Annotated in this window: 21 protein-coding genes; 10 read left to right on the top strand and 11 right to left on the bottom strand. The window is 39.7% G+C overall.

Annotated features, from left to right (window positions below; translation table 11 throughout):
* The first annotated feature begins 26 nt into the window (after positions 1–26).
* The 7 genes from CWB77_RS06285 to CWB77_RS06315 all read left to right on the top strand — a co-directional run bounded on the left by CWB77_RS06285 (position 27) and on the right by CWB77_RS06315 (position 10,015).
* Positions 27–1,136 (top strand): arginase family protein, encoded by a 1,110-nt coding sequence (locus tag CWB77_RS06285; RefSeq protein WP_075170290.1) that lies wholly within the window; start codon positions 27–29, stop codon positions 1,134–1,136.
* 97 nt (positions 1,137–1,233) lie between these two features.
* Positions 1,234–1,935 (top strand): substrate-binding periplasmic protein, encoded by a 702-nt coding sequence (locus CWB77_RS06290; RefSeq protein WP_138621890.1) that lies wholly within the window; start codon positions 1,234–1,236, stop codon positions 1,933–1,935.
* A gap of 103 nt (positions 1,936–2,038) precedes the next feature.
* Positions 2,039–3,328 (top strand): polyamine export protein PaeA, encoded by a 1,290-nt coding sequence (gene paeA, locus CWB77_RS06295; RefSeq protein ID WP_138621892.1) that lies wholly within the window; start codon positions 2,039–2,041, stop codon positions 3,326–3,328.
* Between the two features lie 218 nt (positions 3,329–3,546).
* Positions 3,547–4,710: an efflux RND transporter periplasmic adaptor subunit gene (locus tag CWB77_RS06300; protein WP_010389081.1), complete on the top strand. Its 1,164-nt coding sequence runs from the start codon at positions 3,547–3,549 to the stop codon at positions 4,708–4,710.
* 11 nt (positions 4,711–4,721) lie between these two features.
* The gene (locus tag CWB77_RS06305; protein ID WP_138621894.1) at positions 4,722–7,853 is read left to right on the top strand and encodes an efflux RND transporter permease subunit; all 3,132 of its coding nucleotides are present in this window, start codon (positions 4,722–4,724) and stop codon (positions 7,851–7,853) included.
* Complete coding sequence (locus tag CWB77_RS06310) at positions 7,853–9,262, top strand: efflux transporter outer membrane subunit (protein WP_138621896.1); 1,410 nt, start codon at positions 7,853–7,855, stop codon at positions 9,260–9,262. The genes CWB77_RS06305 and CWB77_RS06310 overlap by 1 nt, the downstream gene beginning before the upstream one ends.
* A 129-nt stretch (positions 9,263–9,391) precedes the next feature.
* Positions 9,392–10,015 (top strand): TetR/AcrR family transcriptional regulator, encoded by a 624-nt coding sequence (locus CWB77_RS06315; RefSeq protein ID WP_010389073.1) that lies wholly within the window; start codon positions 9,392–9,394, stop codon positions 10,013–10,015.
* 62 nt (positions 10,016–10,077) lie between these two features.
* Here the strand turns inward: CWB77_RS06315 and CWB77_RS06320 are convergent, their stop codons facing one another.
* The 6 genes from CWB77_RS06320 to CWB77_RS06345 all read right to left on the bottom strand — a co-directional run bounded on the left by CWB77_RS06320 (position 10,078) and on the right by CWB77_RS06345 (position 15,701).
* On the bottom strand, positions 10,078–11,178 hold the full coding sequence (locus CWB77_RS06320) for a HupE/UreJ family protein (protein WP_109875225.1): 1,101 nt from the start codon (positions 11,176–11,178) through the stop codon (positions 10,078–10,080).
* Positions 11,175–12,200 (bottom strand): tetratricopeptide repeat protein, encoded by a 1,026-nt coding sequence (locus CWB77_RS06325; RefSeq protein WP_138621898.1) that lies wholly within the window; start codon positions 12,198–12,200, stop codon positions 11,175–11,177. Before CWB77_RS06325 ends, CWB77_RS06320 begins: the two co-directional genes overlap by 4 nt.
* A gap of 46 nt (positions 12,201–12,246) precedes the next feature.
* Positions 12,247–12,756 carry a cadherin-like domain-containing protein gene (locus tag CWB77_RS06330; protein ID WP_010389066.1) on the bottom strand — a complete coding sequence of 170 codons (510 nt, stop codon included), beginning with the start codon at positions 12,754–12,756 and terminating at the stop codon, positions 12,247–12,249.
* Positions 12,757–12,767: 11 nt separating this feature from the next.
* Positions 12,768–14,360, bottom strand: a complete 1,593-nt coding sequence (locus CWB77_RS06335) for a DUF4331 domain-containing protein (RefSeq protein WP_010389064.1) — start codon at positions 14,358–14,360, stop codon at positions 12,768–12,770.
* Positions 14,361–14,496: 136 nt separating this feature from the next.
* Complete coding sequence (locus CWB77_RS06340) at positions 14,497–15,180, bottom strand: anti-sigma factor (protein WP_138621900.1); 684 nt, start codon at positions 15,178–15,180, stop codon at positions 14,497–14,499.
* On the bottom strand, positions 15,177–15,701 hold the full coding sequence (locus CWB77_RS06345; protein ID WP_138621902.1) for a sigma-70 family RNA polymerase sigma factor: 525 nt from the start codon (positions 15,699–15,701) through the stop codon (positions 15,177–15,179). Before CWB77_RS06345 ends, CWB77_RS06340 begins: the two co-directional genes overlap by 4 nt.
* A gap of 320 nt (positions 15,702–16,021) precedes the next feature.
* Here CWB77_RS06345 and CWB77_RS06350 point away from each other — a divergent pair, with 320 nt between their 5' ends.
* Positions 16,022–17,650 carry a diacylglycerol kinase family protein gene (locus CWB77_RS06350; protein WP_138621904.1) on the top strand — a complete coding sequence of 543 codons (1,629 nt, stop codon included), beginning with the start codon at positions 16,022–16,024 and terminating at the stop codon, positions 17,648–17,650.
* Between the two features lie 40 nt (positions 17,651–17,690).
* On the opposite strand, the gene CWB77_RS06355 is transcribed toward CWB77_RS06350, so the two are convergent.
* On the bottom strand, positions 17,691–18,002 hold the full coding sequence (locus tag CWB77_RS06355; protein ID WP_010389056.1) for a VF530 family protein: 312 nt from the start codon (positions 18,000–18,002) through the stop codon (positions 17,691–17,693).
* 97 nt (positions 18,003–18,099) lie between these two features.
* The gene (locus CWB77_RS06360) at positions 18,100–18,402 is read right to left on the bottom strand and encodes a DUF1496 domain-containing protein (protein ID WP_054201254.1); all 303 of its coding nucleotides are present in this window, start codon (positions 18,400–18,402) and stop codon (positions 18,100–18,102) included.
* A gap of 104 nt (positions 18,403–18,506) precedes the next feature.
* On the opposite strand from CWB77_RS06360, the gene CWB77_RS06365 reads away from it, so the two are divergent.
* Positions 18,507–18,740, top strand: coding sequence for a TIGR02647 family protein (locus CWB77_RS06365; RefSeq protein WP_008464346.1), 234 nt, complete (start codon positions 18,507–18,509; stop codon positions 18,738–18,740).
* On the opposite strand, the gene maiA is transcribed toward CWB77_RS06365, so the two are convergent.
* Both maiA and hmgA read right to left on the bottom strand, forming a co-directional pair.
* Positions 18,737–19,366, bottom strand: a complete 630-nt coding sequence (gene maiA / locus CWB77_RS06370) for a maleylacetoacetate isomerase (RefSeq protein ID WP_138621905.1) — start codon at positions 19,364–19,366, stop codon at positions 18,737–18,739. The genes CWB77_RS06365 and maiA overlap by 4 nt on opposite strands.
* A 7-nt stretch (positions 19,367–19,373) precedes the next feature.
* Positions 19,374–20,675, bottom strand: coding sequence for a homogentisate 1,2-dioxygenase (gene hmgA, locus CWB77_RS06375; RefSeq protein WP_055011950.1), 1,302 nt, complete (start codon positions 20,673–20,675; stop codon positions 19,374–19,376).
* A 152-nt stretch (positions 20,676–20,827) separates the two neighbouring features.
* On the opposite strand from hmgA, the gene CWB77_RS06380 reads away from it, so the two are divergent.
* Entirely contained in the window at positions 20,828–21,259 is a 432-nt protein-coding gene (locus CWB77_RS06380) for a MarR family winged helix-turn-helix transcriptional regulator (RefSeq protein ID WP_138621907.1), read from the top strand.
* Between the two features lie 48 nt (positions 21,260–21,307).
* Here the strand turns inward: CWB77_RS06380 and CWB77_RS06385 are convergent, their stop codons facing one another.
* A complete protein-coding gene (locus CWB77_RS06385) occupies positions 21,308–24,457 on the bottom strand; it encodes a TonB-dependent receptor (protein WP_138621909.1) in 3,150 nt (1,049 codons plus the stop codon).
* Positions 24,458–24,740: the final 283 nt, after the last annotated feature.

Genomic DNA, 24,740 nt, shown 5'->3' on the forward strand with positions numbered 1-24,740 from the left:
ATATTCAGATTGAAAAAGGGTTTACAATGAGCACACAATTTCAAGCATTTAAAGATAAAGTTGAACACTGTTTATGTGCACCTGGCGACGGTGTTTTTACGGTCAATACGGCTAAAGAACGCAAAGCAGCGCTTAGAAATAAATTATATGGGCAAACTGAAAATGTCGATGTTTTATGGCGTGACTCACTTAACGAGCTACCTAATTCACCACATAAAGCAGTAATGCTAGGCATTAGCTCTGATTGCGGTGGTGGGATTTTACGTGGCGCTAACTGGGGGCCTTTATTTTTACGCTCAGCATTGATTGATCAACAAACACAGTGTCGTTCGTTTGATTTAGGTGATGTACGTGTAATACCGCATTTATTACACGATAAGTATTTAAATGAGGCCACTATCACTAATTGCCAAAAGGCCCTATACGGAAATGACAATAACGATCATTATGTAAGCCCATTGTCTATTACTGAAGATGTGTGTGATAGCTTTTATGCGACATTCCAAGACAAAGGTATTTTTGGTATTGGCGGCGACCACTCAATTAGCTACCCGTTAACAAAAGCGTATTTAAAAGCCAAACGCGAGCAAGGTAAACGTACGGCAATTATTCATTTCGATGCTCACACCGACTTACTCGTAGAGCGTTTGGGCATCGACTTATGTTTTGGCTCTTGGTGCACACATATTTTAGAATTCTTACCAGCGCCGCATCATTTAATTCAATTTGGTATTCGCTCAAGTGGCAAGCCTAAATCACATTGGGAAAGTACTTTTGGCGTAAAACAGCATTGGGCTGCTGACATTATAGAGCGTGGCGCAGCTGCGGTTGCGGCTGATGCTATTGCGCAATTAAAAGCAGACAAGGTCGATGAAGTGTATGTAAGCTTTGATATTGATGCCCTCGATGCCGAGTTTGCATCAGCAACAGGTACACCCGAAGAAAATGGCTTAACGCCACAACACGCACTTGATATTTTGTCAGCGATTGCTGATGAATTCCCTATAACGGGGGCTGATATGATGGAGATAGCTCCGTTTACTGACAGCTCTTTAGTGGGTCAATCAAGCTCTGAGACGACACTAAGAGAAGGCGCTAAAATTTCAGCGTTTTTAATTAACGCAATGAACCGCTAATTTCAAAAGCTAAAAATTGGCTATTTGCAAATAACCCGCTATATTTAATTGGCTTTTATTGAAAAGTGACGTCTTAAATTTAATAGAGCGGGTTATTGTGATTAAGTGGTGTTTTGTATTATTACTCATTGTAAGCCAATACTGTGCAGCTAAACTCACTGTTGTAACAGAGAATTTTGCACCTGCGCAGTATCTTGATGCGAACAACAATTTAGTCGGTGATGCTGCCGATATAGTACGATTAGTGCTTGATAGTGCTGGGATTGATTATTCAATTTCAGTAAACGATTGGAGCATGACTTATAATATTGCATTGAGAGATCCACAAACCTGTATCTTCTCAATCTCTCGCTCACCTGAGCGTGAGAGTAGCTTTGTTTGGTTTGCTAAATTAGCTCAATTTGATACTAACTTCTACTCACTTAAGAGCAAAGGCATTGTGCTAACAAGCCTTGATCAGGCGAAGCAATATAGAATTGCAGTATTAAAAGATAATTACAGCCACCACTATTTAATCTCCCAAGGCTTTAAAGAAAACGAAAATTTAATGCTTTTTAATAGCTTTGATAATATTTTTAAAATAATTAGAGCGCGAAGTTCCAGCATTGATTTGGTTGTAATACCTGCACAGAGAATAAATCATGAACAGTCCCACTTATTAAATGAACTACAGCTCGAGCCATTAATGCCCATCAACGTCAGCCAAGCTCCCTTATATTTTGCGTGTAACAAAAACCTACCTAATAAATTAAAGCAGCAACTTAGCAAGGCCTTTGCTTTGTATGAATCGCAACTATAAATATTAAGAAAATAATATTATATAAATATCAATTGCCCTGTTTATAAAAGCGGCTATAATCCAGCTGCTTTTGCTAATAAAAGCGATTATTTTGGAGTTATAAATGGGTGATTTAATCGGGATTGCATTATTAATCTTGATGAGTGCGTTATTTGCGATGTCAGAAATTTCGATTGCCGCTTCACGCAAAATAAAGTTAAGAGTTATGGCCGACGAAGGAAATGTGCAAGCGCTGGCGGTTTTAAAGCTGCAAGAGCAGCCCGGGGCTTTTTTTGCCATGATCCAAATTACGCTCAATGCGATTGCCATATTAGGTGGGATTGTTGGTGAGCAGGCATTATCGCCTTACGTGCAAGAAATACTGCAATTATTTTATCAGGGGCCGTTACTTGGTCAAATTAGCTTTTTACTGTCGTTTTTAATTATTACCTCATTATTTATATTATTTGCTGATTTGCTCCCAAAGCGATTAGCAATGATTTTACCTGAAGCTGTTGCTGTGCGTGTAGTTACAATTATGCGATGGGTGACTTTCGCGCTAACACCCTTGGTATTATTTTTTAACGGCTTAACCAACATCGTATTGCGGGTGTTTAAAGTACCCAGTGAGCGTGAGGATATTGTTACTACTGAAGATATTGTTGCCATGATGGATGCTGGTGCTGAGTATGGCAGCCTTCAACAGCAGGAATATGACTTAATTGGTAATGTATTTGATTTAGAAGCGCGCTTTTTATCAAGCGTGATGTCGCCACGAGAGCAAATAGTTTACTTTGATATTGATGAGTCGAGTGAAGATATAGCCAATAAAATTATAGAGCATCCACATAATCACTTTTTAGTGTGTAAAGGCAACCTTGATAAGTTAATTGGCTCGGTTGAGTCAAAAGATATTTTACGCCAAGTGCTTAAAGGTGAGGCGGCAAATATTAATGCGGATATGCTTGATAAAGATATTTTTTACTTACCAGAAACACTGAGCTTATCTGAGTCGCTAAATGCGTTTAAAACTGCGGTTCACCCTTTTGCTGTGGTGGTCAATGAATATGCGCTAGTGGTTGGAATCGTGACAGTTAAAGATTTAATGAAAGGCTTTATGGGTGATTTAATCACGCACCAAAGTGAGGAGCTAATCATTGAGCGTGATGCTAACTCTTGGTTGGTCGATGGTTTAACACCTATTGTTGAATTAGCTAAGGTATTAGAAATTGATGAGTTTCCTGATCAAAACCATTATGAAACGGTCGCTGGGTATTTAATTTACACCATGAAGCATATTCCTAAACGTGCAGAATTTATTGTATTTTCAGGCTTTAAATTTGAAGTAGTGGATGTAGAAGGCATTCGTATTGAGCAGTTACTCGTCTCTAGAATAAATCCTGAGAGCGAGTAACAGTCGCTAAAATTATATAATTGATTAACGGCAGTCAATGTATTTGCATTGGCTGCCTTTTTTATGGAGGTCACTGATATAGTTTAACTATTGTTTGAGTTAATTTTGTGACAACTATAATCAATTGTAAAAATGTGTAAATGTTGCCCATTAGCTATTTTTAATTGTTGTACTATAGTTTAGAATGATCGTTCATTCTAAACTAAAAGGTATTTAACATGCAGCGTTCCCGCATCGCTTTTTTTGTATTTTCAGCCCTCGTTGGTTCTGTTGCTTTAAGTGGATGTGATCAGGTAGCTGAGCAACCTAAGGCTTCTGCTCCTGCAGCAACACCCGTTGGTGTTGTCACATTAAACAGCCAAGCAATTACACTTAAAAAAGAATTACCTGGTCGTGTAAGTGCGTTTCAAATTGCTGAAATTCGTCCTCAGGTAAGTGGAATTGTGCAATCACGCTTATTTGAAGAGGGGACTCAGGTTGAGAAAGGCCAAGCACTTTACCAAATTAATCCCGATATTTTTGAAGCCGAATTAGCAGCCAGCAGAGCGGCGGTTGCTCGCGCAGAAGCCAGTATAGCCAGTAGTAAATCTAAAGCGTCGCGTTACAAAGAATTATTAGCAATTAAAGCTGTAAGCCAGCAAGATTTTGACGAAGCCGATGCAGCTTCTAAGCAAGCCTCTGCAGAATTATTAACGGCACAAGCGCAATTAAAAAGCGCGCAAATCAACCTTGATTATAGCCATGTTTCTTCGCCAATTAGCGGCCAAATTAGTAAATCAAGCGTTACTGTAGGCGCATTAGTTAGCGCAGGTCAAACAAGTGCGCTGGCAACAGTTACACAGCTTGATCCTATTTATGTAGATTTAACCCAATCAAGTAATGAGTTAACTAAACTCAAAAGAGCGCTGGCATCAGGTGCTTTAGGTGTCGACTCTACAACACAAACCGATGTAGAACTAATAATGGAAGATGGCTCAGTATATCCTCATAAAGGTACATTACAGTTCTCTGAAGTAACGGTTGATCCAAGTACTGGGTCAGTGACTTTACGTGCTAAATTTCCAAACCCTGAAAAGCTATTACTACCAGGTATGTATGTGCGTGCTGAGGTGGTTGAAGGTGTTAAGTCAGACGCAATATTAGCTCCTCAACGTGGTGTGAGCCGTAATACCAAAGGTGAACCTACAGCTATGGTTGTTAGCAAAAACAACACCGTTGAAAGCCGTGTATTAAAAGTAGAGCGTACTTTAGGCGCTAATTGGTTGGTGAGCGAAGGCTTAGCCGATGGCGACCAATTGATTGTGGAAGGGCTACAAAAGATTCGCCCAGGAGCACCAGTTACGGCAACCGCTGCTCAGTCTTCTGCAAATAACAGCCAATAACGGAGAGTTTTATGTCACGATTTTTTATCGATAGGCCTATTTTTGCTTGGGTATTGGCAATTGTTGTTATGCTTGCGGGTATTATTGCCGTTAAAAGCCTACCCGTTGCCCAATATCCGTCTATTGCGCCACCAGCGATTACCATTACGGCTAACTACCCTGGTGCATCTGCACGTACTTTAGAAGACTCGGTGACTCAGGTTATTGAGCAAAAAATGAAAGGCTTAGATGGCTTGTTATATATGTCATCAACCTCACAGTCGAGCGGATCAGCAACACTGACGCTAACATTTGATGCCGAGACCGATCCAGACATTGCCCAAGTACAAGTGCAAAATAAGTTAGCGACCGCTACGCCATTATTGCCTGAAGAAGTACAGCGCCAAGGTGTGGTAGTGGCTAAATCATCATCAAGCTTTTTACTGGTTGTTGGTTTTGTGTCGCAAGATGGCAGTATGACTAATATTGATATTGGAGACTATGTATCGTCGAACGTGCAAGACATTGTGTCACGTGTAGATGGTGTGGGTGAAGTGGAGTTATTTGGCTCTCAATATGCAATGCGTATTTGGCTCGATCCGGCTAAATTACAAAACTATAAGCTAACCCCAAGCGATGTATCAGCAGCAATTAAAGCACAAAATGCACAGGTGTCAGCAGGTCAACTCGGTGGTATGCCGTCACTTGCTGGGCAGCAGCTTAATGCGACTGTAACTGCACAAAGTCGATTACAAACACCAGAGCAATTTAGAGATATTTTAGTAAAAACCAACAGCGATGGCTCGGCTGTTCGCCTGCAAGATGTTGCCGAAGTTGAACTGGGCGGTGAAAGCTACGGTGTGGTTGCTCGTTTTAATGGTAAACCAGCATCGGGACTCGGTGTAAAGTTAGCCAGTGGCGCTAATGCACTTGATACCGCGCAAGGAGTAAAGGATGCACTTGAAGAGCTTAAGCCTTTCTTCCCACAAGGGCTTGAAGCGGTTGTGCCTTATGACACGACTCCCTTTGTTGCACTTTCAATTGAAAAAGTAGTACATACTTTAATAGAAGCCGTAGTACTAGTGTTTGTTGTTATGTACTTATTTTTACAAAACTTTAGAGCAACTATTATCCCTACTATAGCCGTTCCTGTGGTACTGCTAGGTACGTTTGGCGTTCTATTTACCTTTGGGTATTCAATTAATACGCTCACTATGTTTGCGATGGTATTGGCCATAGGTTTGCTGGTAGATGATGCGATAGTGGTAGTTGAAAACGTAGAACGTTTAATGACTGAAGAAAAACTCTCTGCAGTCGAAGCAACTCGAAAGTCTATGGATGAAATTAAGGGCGCGCTTGTGGGTATTGCCATGGTGCTGTCGGCGGTATTTATCCCTATGGCATTTTTCAGTGGCTCTACAGGGGTTATTTACCGTCAGTTCTCTATAACGCTGGTAACAGCAATGGGGTTATCGGTATTAGTGGCGCTTATTTTAACACCTGCACTGTGTGCTACGTTATTAAAACCGAGTCATGTGCATACTGATGGTAGCTTTATAGGTCGTTTTTTCTCAGGCTTCAACCGTGGTTTTGATAAAACTAATAGAGGTGCACAAGGCTTTGTTGGGCGAATGATCAAGCACTCTAAACGTTATTTGCTTAGTTATGTTTTGATTGTCGGTGGTATGGTCACTATTTTTTCAAGCTTACCTACTGCTTTTTTACCGGACGAAGACCAAGGTATTTTGTTTAGCCAAGTAATGCTGCCAGCAGGTTCTACTACAGAGCAAACGCTTGAAGTGGTTAAAAAAGTAGAAAACCACTATTTAGAAGAACAGTCAGAAGCCGTTGCTTCAATCTTCACAGTTACCGGTTTTAGTTTTGCAGGCTCAGGACAAAACTCAGCCATTGGTTTTGTGAGCTTAAAGCACTGGGATGAGCGCCAACGTGACGACTTATCAGTTGGGGCGGTTGCAGGAAAAGGCATGGGCTATTTTTCAACGATAAAAGAGGCGCTTGTATTTGCATTCCCACCTCCGGCAATTATTGAACTTGGCACTGCCAACGGCTTTAATATGTTTTTACAAGACCGGGTTGGTTTAGGTCACGATGAGCTATTAAAGGCGCGTAATCAGTTATTGGGTATGGCTAGTCAAAGTCCAATACTGGCAGGTGTTCGTCCAAACGGGCAAGAAGATATGCCTGAATTACAACTGGATATTGATCTTGCAAAAGCAGAAGCCCTTGGTGTATCACAAGGTGATATTAACAGTACGCTTTCTACTGCTTGGGGTAGCAGTTATGTGAACGATTTTATCGACCGTGGCCGTGTTAAAAAGGTATATCTGCAAAGTAAGGCCGATGCGCGCATGGTGCCTGAAGATCTCAATAAATGGTATGTGCGAAATAAAAGCGGCGACATGGTGCCATTCTCAGCGTTTGCTAGTTCATATTGGTCATATGGCTCGCCTCGTTTAGAGCGCTATAACGGCTTTTCAGCTATGGAAATTCAAGGTAGTGCTGCGCCTGGTTACAGTACAGGTGAGGCTATGGATGAAATGGAGCGCTTAGTTAAGCAGTTACCTAATGGTATTTCCTCTGAATGGACTGGTATTTCATTCCAAGAACGTTCAAGTGGTGGTCAAGCGCCGCTTCTTTATGGTCTTTCACTATTATTTGTATTTTTGTGTTTAGCTGCACTTTATGAAAGTTGGTCTATCCCATTTGCAGTAATGATGATTGTACCTCTGGGTATATTGGGGGCTGTTATGGCTGCTTTCTTAGGTAACTTATCAAATGATATTTACCTTCAAGTTGGCTTATTAACCACCATAGGGCTTGCCTCTAAAAATGCGATATTAATTGTTGAATTTGCCACCCATAAAATGGATGAAGGCTTAAGTTTGGTAGATTCAGCCATTGCAGCTGTACGACTTCGTTTACGTCCTATTTTAATGACCTCAATGGCATTTATCTGTGGTGTTTTACCGCTTGCAATAGCCTCGAGTGCAGGCTCTGGTGCTCAAAACGCCTTAGGTATTTCAATTATAGGCGGAACACTTGCAGCTTCATCACTGGTGGTAATTTTTGTACCGTTGTTTTTTGTTTTGGTACGTAGACTGTTTTCAGGTAAAGCTAAAACCACCTCGCAGGAGGAAGTTTAATGAGTGTAAGAACAATTAGTTTTAGTGCTTTAACTTTAGCCATTTTATCTGGATGTCAGTTAGCTCCTCAGCAAGAAGCGCTTAATTTACCTGTCCCTGATGCGTATGCATCAGAGGCAGGCAAAGGACAAGTTTCGTCATTAAAATGGCAGCAGTTTTTTAATGATGAAAAGCTCAAAGCACTGATATCATTAAGCCTTGAGCACAATAAAGACCTGCAAATAGCAGCACTTAATGTGCAACGAGTGCGTGGTTTATATCAGATCGAAGATTCAGCGTTATATCCTTCGCTCGATTTCAATGCATCAGGCAGTCGTCAGCGCTTGCCAGCTGATTTATCAGCAAGTGATCAGCCTCAAATTAGCTCCCAATACAGTGCAACTGTGGGCATGACTGCTTATGAATTAGATTTATGGGGCAAAGTGCGTAATCAATCTGAGCAAGCATTACAAACGCTTTATTCTACGCAGCTTAGTGAATATAGCATGCAGGTATCGTTAATTTCTGAACTGGCAAATGCGTGGCTTAATTATGCGACCGATCAGCAATTACTTGCTTTAGCTCAAGAGACGTTGTCATCGCAGCAAGCTTCTTTATCTTTAACGCAGAAAAGTGTTGATTTAGGGGCTACCTCTGAAATTACCCTAGAGCAATTAAAAAGTACCGTAGCTACTGCAAAGGTTGATATTGCAAAGTATAAGCGTTTATTAAAACGTGATAAAAATGCGCTTGATTTATTAGTAGGTAATCCGGTGGGGCAGGACTTACTACCGACTAAAGAGTTGAACTCATTACTTGATTTACCGGCTGTTCCTGTCGGCCTTCCGTCTGATTTACTAACACAGCGTCCTGATATAAAAGCGGCCGAGCATCAATTATTTGCCGCAAATGCCAATATAGGGATTGCGCGGGCAGCGTTTTACCCAAGTATTAGTTTAACAGCCAATGCAGGAACAGCATCACGTGATTTAAGTAATTTATTTGATGCAGGATCAGGTACGTGGAGCTTTATGCCGTCGGTAAATTTGCCTATTTTTAATATGGGACGTAACCAAGCTAATTTAGATGTCGCTAATGCAGAGCAACAAGTTGCTGTAGCAACGTATCAGCAAAAAATTCAGCAAGCGTTTCGTGAAGTTGCTGACGTGCTTGCTGATAGAGAGGGTTACAATGCCCAATTAAGCGCACTTGAACAGCTACTACAAAGCCGAAAAATAACCTATGACTTGTCACAGGCGCGATACGATAAAGGGGTCGATAGCTTTTTACAAGTGCTCGACGCTCAGCGAACTTGGTATAGCGCAAAGCAACAACTGATCACCGGTCAACAAGCTTTGCTTGCAAGTCAAATTAATTTGTACAAAGCCGTTGGTGGTGGGTGGGAAGTAACTACCGATCAAAGTAATTAGCATGCATTAAACCGGTGAGTTATGGCTGGTTTATCTGTAGTAAAGTGATACCGTTTAACGTTTACCTCTTTATTATCAAGGGTAAACGTTAGACGTTTCGAGTCTAGTGACTCGATAATGGAGTTTCGAATGAATTCTAAAAATAAAAAACACCTTGATCCGGTGCAAGCACAAGCGCGTCGTGAACAGGTATTAACAGCGGCTGCTGATTGCTTTCATCGCAAAGGTTATCATGGCGCAGGTATGGCTGAAATAGCAAGAACAGCAGGTATGAGCGCAGGCCATATTTATAACTATTTTGATAGTAAAGAAGCAATAATCGAAAGTATTATTGAAAAAGATATGGAAGAAATGTTCTCCATATTTCAAGAGTTTGAAGATCAACCTGGTGATATTTTAACTGTGTTACTTGATGGTCTACATCATGGCGTACAGCGTCATATGGACACTGGGGCCTGCGTTATTGACCTAGATATGATGGCAGAGGCGAGTAGAAACAAAAAAGTTGCTTTACTACTACGCGAGGCTGACACGCAAGCACGTAACAGAATGCGGGATTTATTAGTGAGTGAAAGCAGTTTAATAAAATCACACTCAGAGCAAGAATTAGAGAGCCGTATTAATGTGATTTTTTCAGTGATGGCAGGATTGTTATTACGAAAAATGCTGTTTCCTGAGTTAACAGAAGAAACCGTGCTTATCGCACTACGTCCAGCAATGAAAACATTACTTATGCCATTTGATAAAAATTAGAATAAGAATGAGCAGAGGAAAATTAGGCTAACCTTTTTGTGGGTTAGCCTAAATGTTATTCATTAATAACGCTCTATTGACCATTGCAGAGCGATTAGAGCAACCAAGATTGAACCTGAAGGCATTAACCACTTTTGATACCAATTATAGTTTCTTAGGTAAATAAGTATTGGTAAACTGAGACACAAAATACTCAGTTGACCCAATTCAACACCGAGGTTAAAAGCAATAATACTTAGCAGCTGGTAGTCTTCTGACAAGCCTAGTTCACCGAGGACACTTGCAAATCCCATCCCATGAAGTAATCCAAAACCAAAAGTAAGCCAGCCTAAACGTATTACGACGGGCCAAACATTATTAAGTGCTGCAAACAATACTGACACTGCAATTCCTAATTCTACCCAGCGACTATTTGGGGAGACAAGGTTCATAGCTGTGGCTGTAAGCGTAATAGAGTGTGCCAGTGTGAACGCGGTGACTATCCATGCAGTGTGTTTTATGATTTTTATTTTAGAGCTACTTCTTTGCCATGTTTTATCTCGTCTTACCAACACGCAAGTAAGTAACAATACAATTAAAAATAAAATATGGTCTATACCAATCCAAATATGTAACACGCCTTGGTAAACATATTGATTGAAGGTTTCTAGGTAGCTTGTTTGTTCAAAATTAAATGCTTGTTTTTGGTTATGATAGTCAAATACACGCGACACACCGTTGATGTTAACGATAGATTTATGGCTAGCATCGCGGTTAAAAAAAGCTGAGTATGTAAGTAAGGTTGTAGTGTTATTATCGCAATAAAAGCGAATAGGAATTTGCAAATAAGGTTGATTAAAGTGAGTATCGAGCTTAAACGGGCCTTCATTATTTAAAAGGCAGGCTTTTAAGTCTTGGGTAAAACTTATGTTTTGTTCAACAAATTGAGTAAGTGAGCTACGTTTTGCTTTTATTTCGGCCCATGTAATTTGCCCATCGTTGTTTAAATCAAGTGCTACTGCATGTTCTAAGTCAGCGATACTGATTTGCCAGTGACCAATATATTGCGTTTTATCTATATTGTTATTTAACACGATATAACTGGTACTTAACTGGTGTGCAAAGCCATTGTTTGTAAAAGCGAACAAACATAAAGCGAAAAAACATAGATAAGTTGATCTCATAGCTTACCTCGTAGCATTGCTTGTGCATCTTTAAGTAACTGCTGATCCATACTCATCTTTGCTTGTTGCCAATTAATGTTTGCCCAGTACAATGCTTTGTCGGGGTTTGGCTGAATATTAATGTAATATTTAGCTAGATCACTGGCGTGGAAAGTATCTTGGCGAATTTCGCGTAAAGAGACTCTTTCAGCCATCATTTTTTGCCATTTTTGCCCGTGTGTTTTTAGATCTTTTTCTGCAATAGCTAGCCTAAGCAACAGCGCATCCTCTAAATTAGTATTATCGTCAACCAATGTGCTTAGGCTGTTAATAATATGCTCAGAGTTATTAAGTCTAAGCTGAATATCAGCCCATAAAACAACAAGGCTCACAGGCATGTTCGATAATTTTATATGATTAATATGAGAGAGTGCTTTTTTATAGTGACCCATTCGGTAACTCATTTCACTTAACACATGCTTGGTTGCAAGATTTGTTTCTTTGTTATCAACTATTTTTAATAGCGATTGATAGCTTTGTTGAACATTTTTGTGTTGGCTTTGTATATCAAGCACACAGGTACTTGCAGTGAGGGTACTTACTAAACCAATTAAAGATATACAGTGTTTTGTTGCTGCTTCAAAACGCCCTTGCGTCATAAAAATATTTGCTAGTAGTAAATGGCTATTAACATGGTTAGGATCGTCATCTATTGCCTCTTTTGCAATATTTATGGCTTGCTCGAATAAATGTTCTTTTTGTAATATACGTGCATACAGATAGCTTACTTCTGAAGTGGGGTTTTCCTGATATAGCTTTACCAAATGTGTTTTAAGGGCCCCTTGTAACCGCTCAGATTGGCCTGAGAATTGACTGTTGTCGAGTAAGTTCTTTATCTCTTCAACAGAAAGAGATGCTTTTAATTTAGTGTTACTAGTTGCAATAACTGCATCATCCTTTGGTACAAAAGGTGCGCCTTGTAGAGTGAGCGGCATTAAAAAGACAGCGATAAAAGTGAATGGCAAATATAAAGGTAAGTGCATTATTTTCTCCTAAAAGTTAGCCTTCCTTGGCTAGTCAGTTGATTGATTAATTTCCGTTTGCTGAAATCAGATCACCAACATCAGTATCTGTATTGGTAAATACTCTACCATTCACAGACAATGGCTCAGCCGTAGGCTGTTGATTTAAAGCATCCGTAGCAAACTGTGCAAATTCAACTTGCAACGCTTCAATAGTGATGCTCACAGTGGCGTTTACTTGTGAACTTATGCCATCGCTTACGCCAAACATAAAGCTGTCTGTACCTGTTGTCTCTTTATTAGGGGTGTAAGTAAAACTACCATCGCTATTTACTTCAACAACACCTAACGTAGGCTCACTTGATAGTGAGTAACTTAATGTGTCGCCATCTATATCAGTGGCTCTGAGCATATCAGAGATACTGACCTCTGTTTGAGTGGTGAGTATTACATCACTTGCTGAGGGCGCAGAGTTGGTTATAGTTGGTGATTTATTTTTGTCGTCATCGTTACTGCATGCTGCCATAATCAGGCTTACAGATAGTATACAGACATGACGTAAATTTAGATTATGCATTAGTTCACTCCTTATTTAGAGCCTGCAAGCGGCGTTGCAAGGTAAGGGAATGTGGCATTCATCATTGATGCATTAACAGGTGCGCCATCAGTAAATGGCACAGTGCCTACGTTTGCATCTTCTGGAGTACACAGCCCTAAATCAGTATCTGTACCTGCAACGGGGATAGGGTGGCACAAACGCCCCATTACAACTCGTAGCGCAATATCTACAACATCATCACCAGGGCGTCGTCCATTCGGGAAACCAGCTAAGTCGTCACCTGCAACGCCAAATGCTGATTGGTCGGCCTGCGCAGTCGCTGCAATAGCGGTATTTAGACGCAGCATTTCTGAAGGTGTTACCGTTGCTTGTTGGTTTACCCCTGCAAAGCCTGTCAAAAATGCAGTAATTAAATCTGTGCGTGGAAAATTAGTGGGCGCAAGAGTCTCTAGGCTAGCACCTAGTGTTGTATTAACCGCATCTTTAAATAAGATATTCAGAAGCTCGGGTAAAGAGGGGTGTGATACATAATCTAAAAATTGTCCATCGTCTTTAGGGTGAGATGTTGAGAATGTATCTTTATCTTTAATGCCAATTACAAGCTCATTGACTAGCGGGTTACCTAATCGAGAAACCTGAGTCAATGCCCCTCCATTAACCGCATTATTTGCAAATTTTGCATTAGGGTTAAGCACGCGAGCTTGAGGTAAACTAGCTGTTGTCCACGAACCAATGACTTGATTACCTTCGCCTACAATGCAGGCTTTTGGTACTTCAATAGCTATTGACGTAACATTTTTGTCTGCGAGATCATCATTATCGGCTGATTGGGTTATACCGCCTGGGAAACCTCCACCATCGGCTGCCCCTGGCGAGCTGTCACCTTCAACTGGAACATAATTAACTAAATCAAAAGTTTTACCTAAGTTAACTACAAATGGGTCTTTACGTTGACCGACAAAAACTCTCGCCATGCCTTCACAGTCGGGTATGGCAACTTGATAGACAAACTGATCAGCATAGGCTTGATATTCTGTCATCGATCCAAAGGTTTTATTACCTACATAATCAAGTGGTTTAGAGAACGAGCTAGAGTTTGTAGTGGTATTATTTAGGGTTGTGGTAGTGCCAGTTCGTTGTGGTCCGCTGATCATGGTCATACTGTAGGACTCGCTAAAGTTTACAGCAGCGTCATTACCTGCAGAGATGCCGCCAACATTTTTAAGAGGTACTGAAACGGTCCGCTGATTACCCTCTGGTCCTACAGTCAGTTGTACCCCTTGATTATCATTTGGCAGCATACTTTCAAAGTTAAACGCAAATGTAATATCTTCTATAGCATCTCCATCATTGTCAATGTGGATGCTATAAGTAGCATCAGGGTCCATTGCAAAGTAATTTGGGCCACCATAAGCATCCTGTAAAGGAATGTAGTTTGCGATGAGGGTTACGTAATCGCCTCGGCCTTGCTCATAACTATTAAATATATAAAAATCGGTAGAGTCTAAAGTTGGGAAGCGGCTTATATTTGGTGCTTCTCTATGGCTAGATGCTTCACTTGGTGCACTTATAAATGTACTGCATACCATTACTGCAAGTATTGATGGAGTAAAAGCTTTCATGACTTTGTCCTTTAGTTTTGTTTGAAGTCATAGCTAATAACGGACAGGATAGTTAAGTGGATGCAAAAAAGTTAAAAGTATTTATTTTTTGTTACTTTTTATGCTGATCGCTTGAAGTAAAGCGACCAGCATCAGTTTATAAAAGTACTAATTCTGTGGTGTATAGTATCTCAGTAGGTAAACCATTCGGTGAACCGCCAACGGGTTCTAAACTAACCGCTAATAATGTTATGTCGGTTGCTTTAAATAGTTTACTTTTGAGAATAGTTTTATCGCCATTTTTGGGTAATAAACCAAGGGAGACAGGGGTATCTTGCCCTTTAAGTATCATCCACAGTTCGTAGTCTCTATCTGTTCGCGCTATTAGTTGGTTACTCGCTTTAATAGAGAGCTTATGGTTACTTACATTTATAAACCACAACGGTTGCTCAGTTTGATTTTTTACTAAAGCTATTTGTTGTGTCTGCTTACTGTTGGTAGTAGGTTGAGTAACTAAAACAGCTAAAATAATACATGCGGCGGTCGCTAAAAATGACCATGCACGCCAAATAGAAGGTTTTATTATTAGCTGTGATTTTTCTAATTGTGGTTTATTTTCGATACGCCGCATTATCTCATGCCATGTGGCATCTGATGGTGTTTGTGGGCTAATAGCACTCGCTAGGTTATTAAGGTTTTGCTCCCATATATTGGTCGCTTCTCTCGCTTTATTTGAAACTAGCATGAGTCGCTGAAAACGTTTACGCGCCAAGCCTGTTAATGTGCCAAGTACATACTCTGCAGCAAGCGAGTTAAGTAATTCTGGTTTGTTATAGTTCATATTGTTAAACACCTTTGTAACTGTACTAAACCTCTGCGAATCCAGCTCTTAACTGTTCCTAATGGTGTGTCAATATGATTCACGAGTTCTCTATGGCTTAACCCTTTGTAGTAGGCAAGGTGGATAGCATGCTTTTGTTGTGGTTCTAGTTGTTCGATACAGTCGACTAATTTAGTGTTTTCATCATAATTGACATCAACGATGTGAGTATCTTGTTGATTCTCAGCTAAGGGTTCTTCCTTACGGACTTTATAATACCTGAGTAGATCAAGGCTTCTGTAGCGAATAATACTAATCATCCAGCTTATTACAGTTCCTTTGGAGGCGTTATACTCAGACGCATTATGCCAAACTTTAATAAAGGCATCTTGTAGTGCTTCTTCAGCATGAGCTCTGTTAGACAACATATTAAAACTAATTGCAAAGAGTTTGCCGCTCGTTTTCTGATATAAACGTGAAAAAGCATGTTTGTCTCCTTGTGCTGTTGCACACAGCAAAGAAAGTAATTCGTTATTTTCCATAATTATCCTATTTTTTATTATTAGTATTAGAACGAGTAAACACGATATTTAGATGCAAAAAGTTGAAAATTAAAATTTATCAAAATTTTTTATATAGATAGCAATCAAAGAGCATAGTATGCTTTTATCATACTGTGAATAATTTATTCGATGAGATGTAAAAACTGCATACCATGTTAATCTTTCTTATGTTGATTTAACTTAGAACTATCGATACAGAGCAGGTAGCTAGCTAAGTTACTACCTAAGTTTACTATGGCATAATGATTGCTGGATATGATGATCATTTAAAAGTGTAACACCAATAAAAAGGAAAAATTATGTGGGCTGCAGTAAGTTATCTTGTAACAGCATTGGTATTTATAGTATTGGGATTAACGGTTAACTCCATTTACTTTGCAGTTGTGTTTTTTTGGACCGCACTTTCGCTACTATTAGTCAGCGGCGCTTATTTTTTCAACGCAGGGAAAGTATTTAGAAAACGCGAAAATGGCGTTATCCCTTTTTACATTCGCTGGGCCTTTGTGCCTTTTTTATTAGGTGCGCAAATTTATAATGCATGGTCACGTAAGCGTGACAAAGTACCGCCTATTCAGCAAATAAATGATAACCTATTTTTAGCATGTCGTTTATTCCCCTCTGATATAGACACATTGAAAGAAAATGGCATTACCGCTATTTTGGACGTTACCTGTGAATTTGATGGCCTTGAATGGACATCTACGCAAGAAAATATCGATTATTTAAATATTCCTGTTCTTGATCACAGTGTGCCTACACACTCACAGTTAAACCAAGCCATTAACTGGATACATCATCATATTAAAAAAGACCGTCGTGTTGTGGTGCATTGTGCATTAGGGCGTGGACGCTCGGTGTTTGTTATGGCGGCATATTTATTGAGTCAAAATAAAGATGCGGATGTGCATGATATTCTTGCACAAATAAAAGAAACACGTGAAACTGCGAACCTTAACAAACGCCAATTACGCCATTTAGTTAAGCGCCACCGTAAGGGGGAGCTACTGATAAAAAACAAAGCGTACTTAATTGCTAATCCGGTTTCAGGCACTAAGTTGTGGTCTGAAAAAGAGCATTTAATTGTTGCGCGTTTATCTGCGTATTACGATTTAACCATTTTAAAAACTACGCCAGAACAAAATGGCATTACATTGGCTAAACAGGCTATAGAAAGCCACCCCGATATTATTATTGCTTGTGGTGGCGATGGAACTGTAACTGAGGTTGCCAGTGTGTTGGTAGGTACGTCTTGTCGATTAGGAATAATACCACTGGGCACAGCAAATGCACTCGCTCATGTATTAATGGGGATAAAATCTAAATTTATTCCTGTTGAGCAAGCATGTGATTTAATCATTGATGGTCAAGCTAACCTTATTGATACCGCGTATTGTAATGATGAGCTGATGCTATTATTAATTGGTATTGGTTTTGAGCATGCAATGATTGAAAAAGCGGATCGAGAGTCTAAAAATAAATCAGGTCAACTTGCTTATTTAAATGGTTTTTTACACTCATTTGGCGAAAATAAAGCGCAACAGCTAATAGTTAAATTAGATGATAATGAGCCTGAGACTATTAATACAAATAGTTTTATTGTGGCAAATGCTGCCCCATTCACTACGTTATTAGCGCAAGGGGGCGGGCAACCCGACCACCGCGATGGGTTATTGGATGTAAATTGGCTAACGCCAAACAAAGATAATGAAACCACGGTATTAAGTATTGCTGAGCTGATGTTTAGCAGTATTACGCAAACGCATCTTGCTATTAACTCGCATTATACCAATGCAAAACGTGTAGAAATAAGCGCAGATGAAACGCTAAATTACGTGATTGATGGCGAGGTTAAATCTGCAGATAAAGTGGTGGTGAGAATTCACCCAGCGTCGTTAAATGTAATATGCCAAGAGCAAACACCTGATTAGAAAGGCGTATGTATTACGCCATTGTTATTTTATGAGCCTTTTATTTTTTAATAGAAGGCCATACAAAACCTGATGTATCAGGTTGTGAGGATTCTGACTGCTTAGTCGGTTTATTTCTAGGCTTACGTAACGGCTTGTTATTAATGGTATGGATATAAAGCGCTTCTACTTTATCTCTTGCCCAAGGCGTTTTACGTAAAAATTTTAAGCTTGATTTTATACTTGGCGAATCTGTAAAACATTTGATATTTACTTGCTCGCCCATTGCTTTGAAGCCTAAACGTTGTTCTAGTTCAACAAGAATTTGCTCTAAAGTTACCCCATGAAGCGGGTTTTTTGGTTGATTATTCATAGTCACACTGCTTTTTTAAACTGCATGTATTGTAGCGTATCCCACCGCATCTTAATAGTTTAGAGATGGCTGACAAATCCCAGATTGTTAATCTTGATTAATTTACAGTAATAGTAGAGGGCTTCTTAGGATAAATAAGGTTACCTTGTTTATCGAGCTTTAGCCAAATTAACTGACTGTTGTTATGTTGGGGGTATTTAGCAGCACAAATAAGGGTAACAGAATGAACTTGCAGTATGGCACCTTCGCTATAGCGTTTATTATCATACCAGCACTCAGTATTAGTGTTTATAAGCTGGGTAGCATCAACAATAGGAAGCGTTTGTATTGTGTTAGCGTAGCTTAAAGCTGAAAAACACAAGCATAAAACAGCAATAATAAAAGTAAAATAATAACGCATGAATAACCTCAAGGTGTTTAAAATAACTACACTTAGCAAAAAAACATGCTAGGGTAAGTAAGACAACTTCAGTAAAACACAGAACAATAAAAAGGTGAACACATATGCTATTTAATCAAACGATGATTGACGAATTTACACTACTTGCCAAATTCCCACGCGAAAGCAAAATGCAGGGCATTAAACTCCATTCAGATGCTGAACCCGCTTTACTGAGCGCAGCACAACGTTTGTTTGATAAAGGCGTTATTGATAGCCCAGATGGCGGTTATTTAACTGATCTGGGCTTAGACTTAATTGAGCACGTCACTGTAATACACAGTGCGTTAAAAAGTTAGTTTGCGTCGGGTTGATTTTCTGGGGCTGCATCAATAAAGGCGGTCAACTCATTACAACGCTGATAAACGGCTGCTATTTTAGGGTAGGCAGCCATATCTACTTTAAAGCGAATGGCATTAAATACCTGTGGCACTAAACATACATCAGCTAAGCTTGGCGAGTCGCCTGCGCAAAATGTATTTTTGCTATCAAGCATGCGTTCTATTTTATCAAAACCAACTTCAACCCAGTGTCGGTACCACTTATTTTTTGCTTCATCATCAACATTAAGTTCACTACTTAAATATTTAAGCACTCGCAAATTATCAATAGGATGGATATCACAGGCAATTGCATAACTTAAATTGCGAATGTGTGCTTTTTGCCAAGCATTACCTTGCAGTAATGGTGTTTCAGGGTATTGCTCTTCAAGGTACTCTAAAATTGCTAGAGATTGACCTAATACGCCGTCTTCTGTTTCTAAAGCCGGTAACAGCCCTTGAGGGTTTTTCTGTAAGTAATCTGTGCTTTGTTGTTCTGATTTTAATAAGTTAACAGGTACCAATTGATGATCAATATTTTTTAGATTTAATGCGATTCGAACACGATACGCTGCAGATGAGCGAAAATAAGTATAAAGCTTCATAATCTTATTATCCTTGATTGCCATTAAAGTGTTTTTTGATTGTGCGCCAGCAATCAGTGTAATTAGCTTGACGCTCTTTACCTTCTAATGCGTATTTAGTCGGCGATATTACATAACGTGACTCAAACATAAACGCCAACGTATTATCGTAGCGTTGTGGCTCTAAATCGGCGTTTGACGCTTTTTCAAATACGTCTGCTTCAGGACCATGCGGCGACATACAGTTATGTAAGCTCATGCCACCTGGCACAAAGCCATGCTCTTTTGCATCATATACCCCTTCTATTAAGCCCATAAACTCACTCATAATATTACGGTGATAGTAAGGCGGGCGGAAAGTGTTTTCAGCCACCATCCAACGCGGTGGGAAAATAGCAAAATCGATATTCGCAACGCCCTCAGTACCCGATGGTGAAGTGAGTACGGTAAAGATTGAAGGGTCGGGGTGATCAAAGCTAACGGTATTCATGACATTAAAGCGAGCTAAGTCGTATTTATAAGGCGCACTATTGCCTGTCCAAGCAACAACATCCAGAGGAGAATGACCAATATCACAACGAAACATATTGCCATTAAATTTAGCAATCAGTTCAAAATCACCCTCAATATCTTCAAAAGCCGCTACTGGATAGTGAAAGTCACGATCATTCGCATAACCGTTGGCACCCACAGGGCCGCGCTCAGCAAGGACATAGGCATGGCCGTAGTTTTCACAAATATAGCCACGGGCAGTGTCGGTTAGTAACATTACTTGAAATTTAATACCACGCGGAATAACGGCAATTTCGCCGGCTTTAATAGTTAAATGCCCAAGTTCTGTTTTAAGTAGTAGTTCACCTTGTTGCGGTACAAATAACATTTCTCCATCGGCATTATAAAAAAAGCGCTTGTCCATGGATTTATTGGCGACATACACATGAATACCAATACCGGCTTGCCCATTCGCGCTGCCATTGGCAGCCATAGTGATTAAGCCATCGATAAAGTCAGTGGGTTCTGCTGGTATATCAATTGGATCCCAGCGGAGCATAGTTGGTGGAGTCGGTACTTCGGTAATGGGAGCGGTTCTAATTAAGCCATTGTCTATGGCTGTATAATCGCCTTGCACAACCGATGGGCGAATACGATACATCCAAGTGCGGCGGTTATCAGAGCGCGGAGCGGTAAATGCAGTGGTACTGAATTGCTCCGCGTATAAATCATATTTTACTTTTTGCGGACTGAATTGCCCAATCGGTAATGCACCAGGCAGCGCTTCGGTTTCAAATTCATTGCCAAAGCCGGTCATGTAGTTTAATCGTGTCGCCATTACAGACTCCTGTGAAAGTGGGGGAGTGTTATGTTTTTGTTATTTACGCTAAGATACTCTCAAGTGAGACTAATATCAAATACACTGCTTATGACCGTTGTAAATAAAAGTGAACAGATAAAAGTCGTATGTAAATAAATAAGTGATTCAATATGAAAATAGATTTAACGACATTTTTACCCTATCAAATAACACACTTAGCAACACAGGTAAGTAATGATTTTTCGAGTATTTATAAAAAAGAGTTTGATTTAACTATTCCTCAGTGGCGAATAATGGCTAATTTAGCGCAATCAGGCCAAAGCACAGCAAAACAGTTATGTATTCAAGCAGATATGGATAAGTCGACAGTATCAAGGGCAGTAAAAACGCTAATAGATGAAGGGCTTATTTATAGTGAGTTAAATAAGTATGATAAGCGCGCTGCATTTTTAATGTTAACTGATAAGGGCATGGCTTTGTATGAAAAAATAACGCCACAGGCATTGCAGTGGGAGCGTGCATTATTAAGCTGCTTGTCGGATGATGAACAAAGCCAGTTAATCGCTATTTTTGAAAAATTAAAAAATAAATTACAGGCATAAAAAAGCCCACAAAGTGGGCTTTTAAATAGACTAATTTAATTAATCAAATTAGAACGTGTAACGAACACCTACACGCATTTCCCATAAAGAGGCATCGCGTTGAACAGATTGCTCAGCACTACGTGCACTGAAGTCTGAGTAGACGTATTGACCTTGATCATTCGTTTTAACTTTAAGCATTCTATTACCTACGAATGAGCCTTTTCTTAATACACCCCAGTCATCGTTTAACATATTAGTTAAGTTATCGATTACGAAGAATGCTTCACCTTTATGGCCGTCCATAAAGCCTGGTAACTCTTGAGTAATTTTAAAGTTAAATTTAACGAACCAATCAGAGTTCTGTTGGTTACGACCTGCGATTTCACCACGCTTAAGACCTTCAGATGCGATAAAGTCGTTAAACTCGTTGATTTCATCAGCACTCATGTCGTAGATCACATTAGGATCGTTTTCAAGCGGTACATATAGCAATTGACGCGAGCGATTAGAGTTTGCGTCACCAAATGCACTATCGCTTCCGTTAAATGTGAAGCTATAAGGTAAACCTTTGTATGCTTCACCAAATAGGTTGAAGCGAGTGTTATAACCATCAAAGAACTCGTGCTTATAACCTAGGTTTAATGTAAAGCGATGTGGGATTTCGTAATCAGAAGATGCCACGCCAGGGTTACCCGGGTTTGATGTTGCTAGGTTACCGTAGTTTGAGCTGGCTACAGAACTAGTCATTGGGTTTACATCATCAGCATCAGTGTAAGCGTAAGAGAACTGCATACTTACGCCGTTATCGAATGCTTTGCTTACTGCTGCTGAAATAATTGATGATGAACCGCTATCACCGTTAACATTAGTCAATAATAGCTCGCCATCACGACCTTCAATTGATTCATACAATGGACGACCGTCAAAACTTACTTCACCAGTAGGGCGAAGTGCGATATCTCGTAATGTAGCTGCATCGCGCTTATCAGTGTAAAGGTAATCTAGAGCAATTACATAATCGTTTTCAGTAGTGTAGGTTGCACCAATCGAATATTTCCATTCTGATGGAATTTCAAAGTTAGGATCTACTGCATTTGTTGTAGCATCACCTGAACCAATTTCAGTATTCGCTACTTTATCAAACATATCTTGTGGAACTTCATAACCTGGCGTACCACCGTTTACATTCGGTGTATCAAATAAATCTACAAATGTTTTAGCATCGTCACCAGTACCTACTACGTAAGAGTTACTGATATCGCCAATTCTAGCTCCGATATTTGTGATGCCATCATTTGAATATGAGTTAGACAACCATACATTTGGGTTACCGCCTGAGAACAAGCCAACACCTGCACGCACTTCTAGTGCATCGGTTGCATACCACTCAAAACCTACACGTGGTTGAATTAAATCAATACCGTCAAACGTTGACTGGTTACTAAAACCGTAGCGATCAGTATAGTTTTGGTTTAATGCTGGTTTGTCATCGCTTGAATAACTATCATAACGAAGACCAAATGTTAATGATGCATCGATATCTGAAAAGCTGTATTCATCTTGTACATAGAATGTATTTTGTGAGTAAGCGAAGTTAGCAGCTGCATCTGTTGGATCATTTGTGCCTGCTGCATTATTGTAATACACAGCACTTGCTATACCTTGCTTGTAATCATCGATAGATGCAAAACGCCACTCACCCTCAGTATGCTGTACGAATTGGTTAAATACTTCTAACTTTTCATACTCAAAACCAGCAGTAATCGTGTGTTGATCAAGGTAGTAAGTACCTGAGAACTTAGCTGTTGTGGTGTCGTAGTTTAAATCATTTGATTGACGAGAGTCATCAGGACCTACGTAAACAGTGGCAGCTTTAGTATTGATTTGGAACTCACCAAAGCTGCTTGCCGCGTCTAAAGATTCAACACGAGCGTCAAGCTCTGATTTACCTAAGCGAACTTCAGTTGAGAAATCATCATTCCAATCAGAGTAAAGTGATGCAACAATTGAAGTAAACTCAGCACCTTGCTCATAAAAGTGGCTGTTAAATGCAAGCTCATCACCATCAGCATCAGATTGCGATAAAGTAAAGCCATCATTGTAGTTATAAATTAGGTTAGCACGGTGATCATCGTTGATGTTCCAATCTAATTTTACTAAGATTTTTTCATCTTCTACTGGTGAGCTTGCTGGTGTAGCACCGGCTTCGTAACCGTAAACATCACGTGTAATCTGTCTAATTTCATCAATTTCTGCAGAAGACACTAAAGATGAATAGTTAAACTGTTTAACACCTTCAAGTTTTTCGTAAGAGGTGAATAAGAAAAGCGTATCATTGATTAGTGGTAAGCCAACGTTGAAACCATAACGCTTTTCACTGAAGTCACCGTTATCAACGTCATTACCTTCAATCTTATCGCCTTTCATTGAATCGTTAGTGTAATCGTAGAATACACCACCGTGAATGTCGTTGCCGCCAGATTTGGTAACTGCATTGATGTTACATGATGTAAAACCACCATATTGAACATCAAATGGTGCTAATTCTACTGCTACTTGCTCGATTGAATCAAAAGAGAATGGAGCGCGAATTGTAGGGTAACCGTTTGAGCTTAAGCCAAAGTTATCGTTCATGCGAACGCCATCAAGGGTTAAGCTGTTAAAGCGTGGGTTACCACCACCACAGTTGATTGAACCACGGCTATCATCGATAGCAACACGAGGGTCAATACGAATAATATCTTTTAAATCACGGTTAATAGCTGGTTGATTTTCAAGATCGCTTAACGTAAATGTTGAAGCAGGACCCGTACCACCAGACATAGTGCTGATAGGGCGACCTGTAACAACAATTTGCTCAATATCTGAGATATTTTCAAGTGAAGTATTAACAGGGTAGTCGCTACCAATGTTCAAAATAATATTATTGAACTCTTGGTCAGCGTAGATGTCTGAGTCTACGATTACTTTGTAAGGGCCGCCAACACGAAGACCTTTAGCAGTAAAGTAACCAGCGTCATTTACTTGCGTTGTTTTAACAGAGCCAGAAGGCACATGTAAAATTTTTACTTTAGTGCCGGCAGCAGGGTTACCGTTAGGGCCCATAATCTGCCCTTTAATTGCAGAAGTTGTTTCGTTTGCAATTGCAGCACCACTCACACCAACACATGCTGCTATAGCAAGTGATAGAGCTGTTTTGCGAAGTTGAATTTTCATTTTATTTTCCCGTGTAGTTAAATAAACTTTTAATAGCTTTTTTATTTTAATTTTGGACTAAGCGACCGCAAAATACACTTAATCCAAAATACTTACATAGTGTACCTTATTTGTTTGTTACAAATAAAATACAACTGTAATTTTTTTATTATAAAACACTTTATTTTTGAAATTTAGCATTTTATCTATGTTTCAATATTTTACCGTGCAGATAGTAAGTAGTTTTTATGACAAACAGATGAAAAATTATTTTTTCCATAAAAAAAGCCATTACATGCATGTA

Source organism: Pseudoalteromonas sp. S1610, assembly GCF_005887465.1.
Taxonomy (GTDB): domain Bacteria; phylum Pseudomonadota; class Gammaproteobacteria; order Enterobacterales; family Alteromonadaceae; genus Pseudoalteromonas; species Pseudoalteromonas undina.

What these genes read in the sequence shown, in the direction of transcription:
- CWB77_RS06350 (WP_138621904.1), top strand. Translation starts at nt 16,022, where the DNA reads ATGTGGGCTGCAGTAAGTTATCTTGTAACAGCATTGGTATTTATAGTA.
- CWB77_RS06310 (WP_138621896.1), top strand. Translation starts at nt 7,853, where the DNA reads ATGAGTGTAAGAACAATTAGTTTTAGTGCTTTAACTTTAGCCATTTTA.
- CWB77_RS06355 (WP_010389056.1), bottom strand. Translation starts at nt 18,002, where the DNA reads ATGAATAATCAACCAAAAAACCCGCTTCATGGGGTAACTTTAGAGCAA.
- CWB77_RS06335 (WP_010389064.1), bottom strand. Translation starts at nt 14,360, where the DNA reads ATGAAAGCTTTTACTCCATCAATACTTGCAGTAATGGTATGCAGTACA.
- CWB77_RS06360 (WP_054201254.1), bottom strand. Translation starts at nt 18,402, where the DNA reads ATGCGTTATTATTTTACTTTTATTATTGCTGTTTTATGCTTGTGTTTT.
- CWB77_RS06315 (WP_010389073.1), top strand. Translation starts at nt 9,392, where the DNA reads ATGAATTCTAAAAATAAAAAACACCTTGATCCGGTGCAAGCACAAGCG.
- CWB77_RS06305 (WP_138621894.1), top strand. Translation starts at nt 4,722, where the DNA reads ATGTCACGATTTTTTATCGATAGGCCTATTTTTGCTTGGGTATTGGCA.
- CWB77_RS06285 (WP_075170290.1), top strand. Translation starts at nt 27, where the DNA reads ATGAGCACACAATTTCAAGCATTTAAAGATAAAGTTGAACACTGTTTA.
- CWB77_RS06300 (WP_010389081.1), top strand. Translation starts at nt 3,547, where the DNA reads ATGCAGCGTTCCCGCATCGCTTTTTTTGTATTTTCAGCCCTCGTTGGT.
- paeA (WP_138621892.1), top strand. Translation starts at nt 2,039, where the DNA reads ATGGGTGATTTAATCGGGATTGCATTATTAATCTTGATGAGTGCGTTA.
- hmgA (WP_055011950.1), bottom strand. Translation starts at nt 20,675, where the DNA reads ATGGCGACACGATTAAACTACATGACCGGCTTTGGCAATGAATTTGAA.
- CWB77_RS06365 (WP_008464346.1), top strand. Translation starts at nt 18,507, where the DNA reads ATGCTATTTAATCAAACGATGATTGACGAATTTACACTACTTGCCAAA.
- maiA (WP_138621905.1), bottom strand. Translation starts at nt 19,366, where the DNA reads ATGAAGCTTTATACTTATTTTCGCTCATCTGCAGCGTATCGTGTTCGA.
- CWB77_RS06325 (WP_138621898.1), bottom strand. Translation starts at nt 12,200, where the DNA reads ATGCACTTACCTTTATATTTGCCATTCACTTTTATCGCTGTCTTTTTA.
- CWB77_RS06330 (WP_010389066.1), bottom strand. Translation starts at nt 12,756, where the DNA reads ATGCATAATCTAAATTTACGTCATGTCTGTATACTATCTGTAAGCCTG.
- CWB77_RS06385 (WP_138621909.1), bottom strand. Translation starts at nt 24,457, where the DNA reads ATGAAAATTCAACTTCGCAAAACAGCTCTATCACTTGCTATAGCAGCA.
- CWB77_RS06345 (WP_138621902.1), bottom strand. Translation starts at nt 15,701, where the DNA reads ATGGAAAATAACGAATTACTTTCTTTGCTGTGTGCAACAGCACAAGGA.
- CWB77_RS06380 (WP_138621907.1), top strand. Translation starts at nt 20,828, where the DNA reads ATGAAAATAGATTTAACGACATTTTTACCCTATCAAATAACACACTTA.
- CWB77_RS06340 (WP_138621900.1), bottom strand. Translation starts at nt 15,180, where the DNA reads ATGAACTATAACAAACCAGAATTACTTAACTCGCTTGCTGCAGAGTAT.
- CWB77_RS06320 (WP_109875225.1), bottom strand. Translation starts at nt 11,178, where the DNA reads ATGAGATCAACTTATCTATGTTTTTTCGCTTTATGTTTGTTCGCTTTT.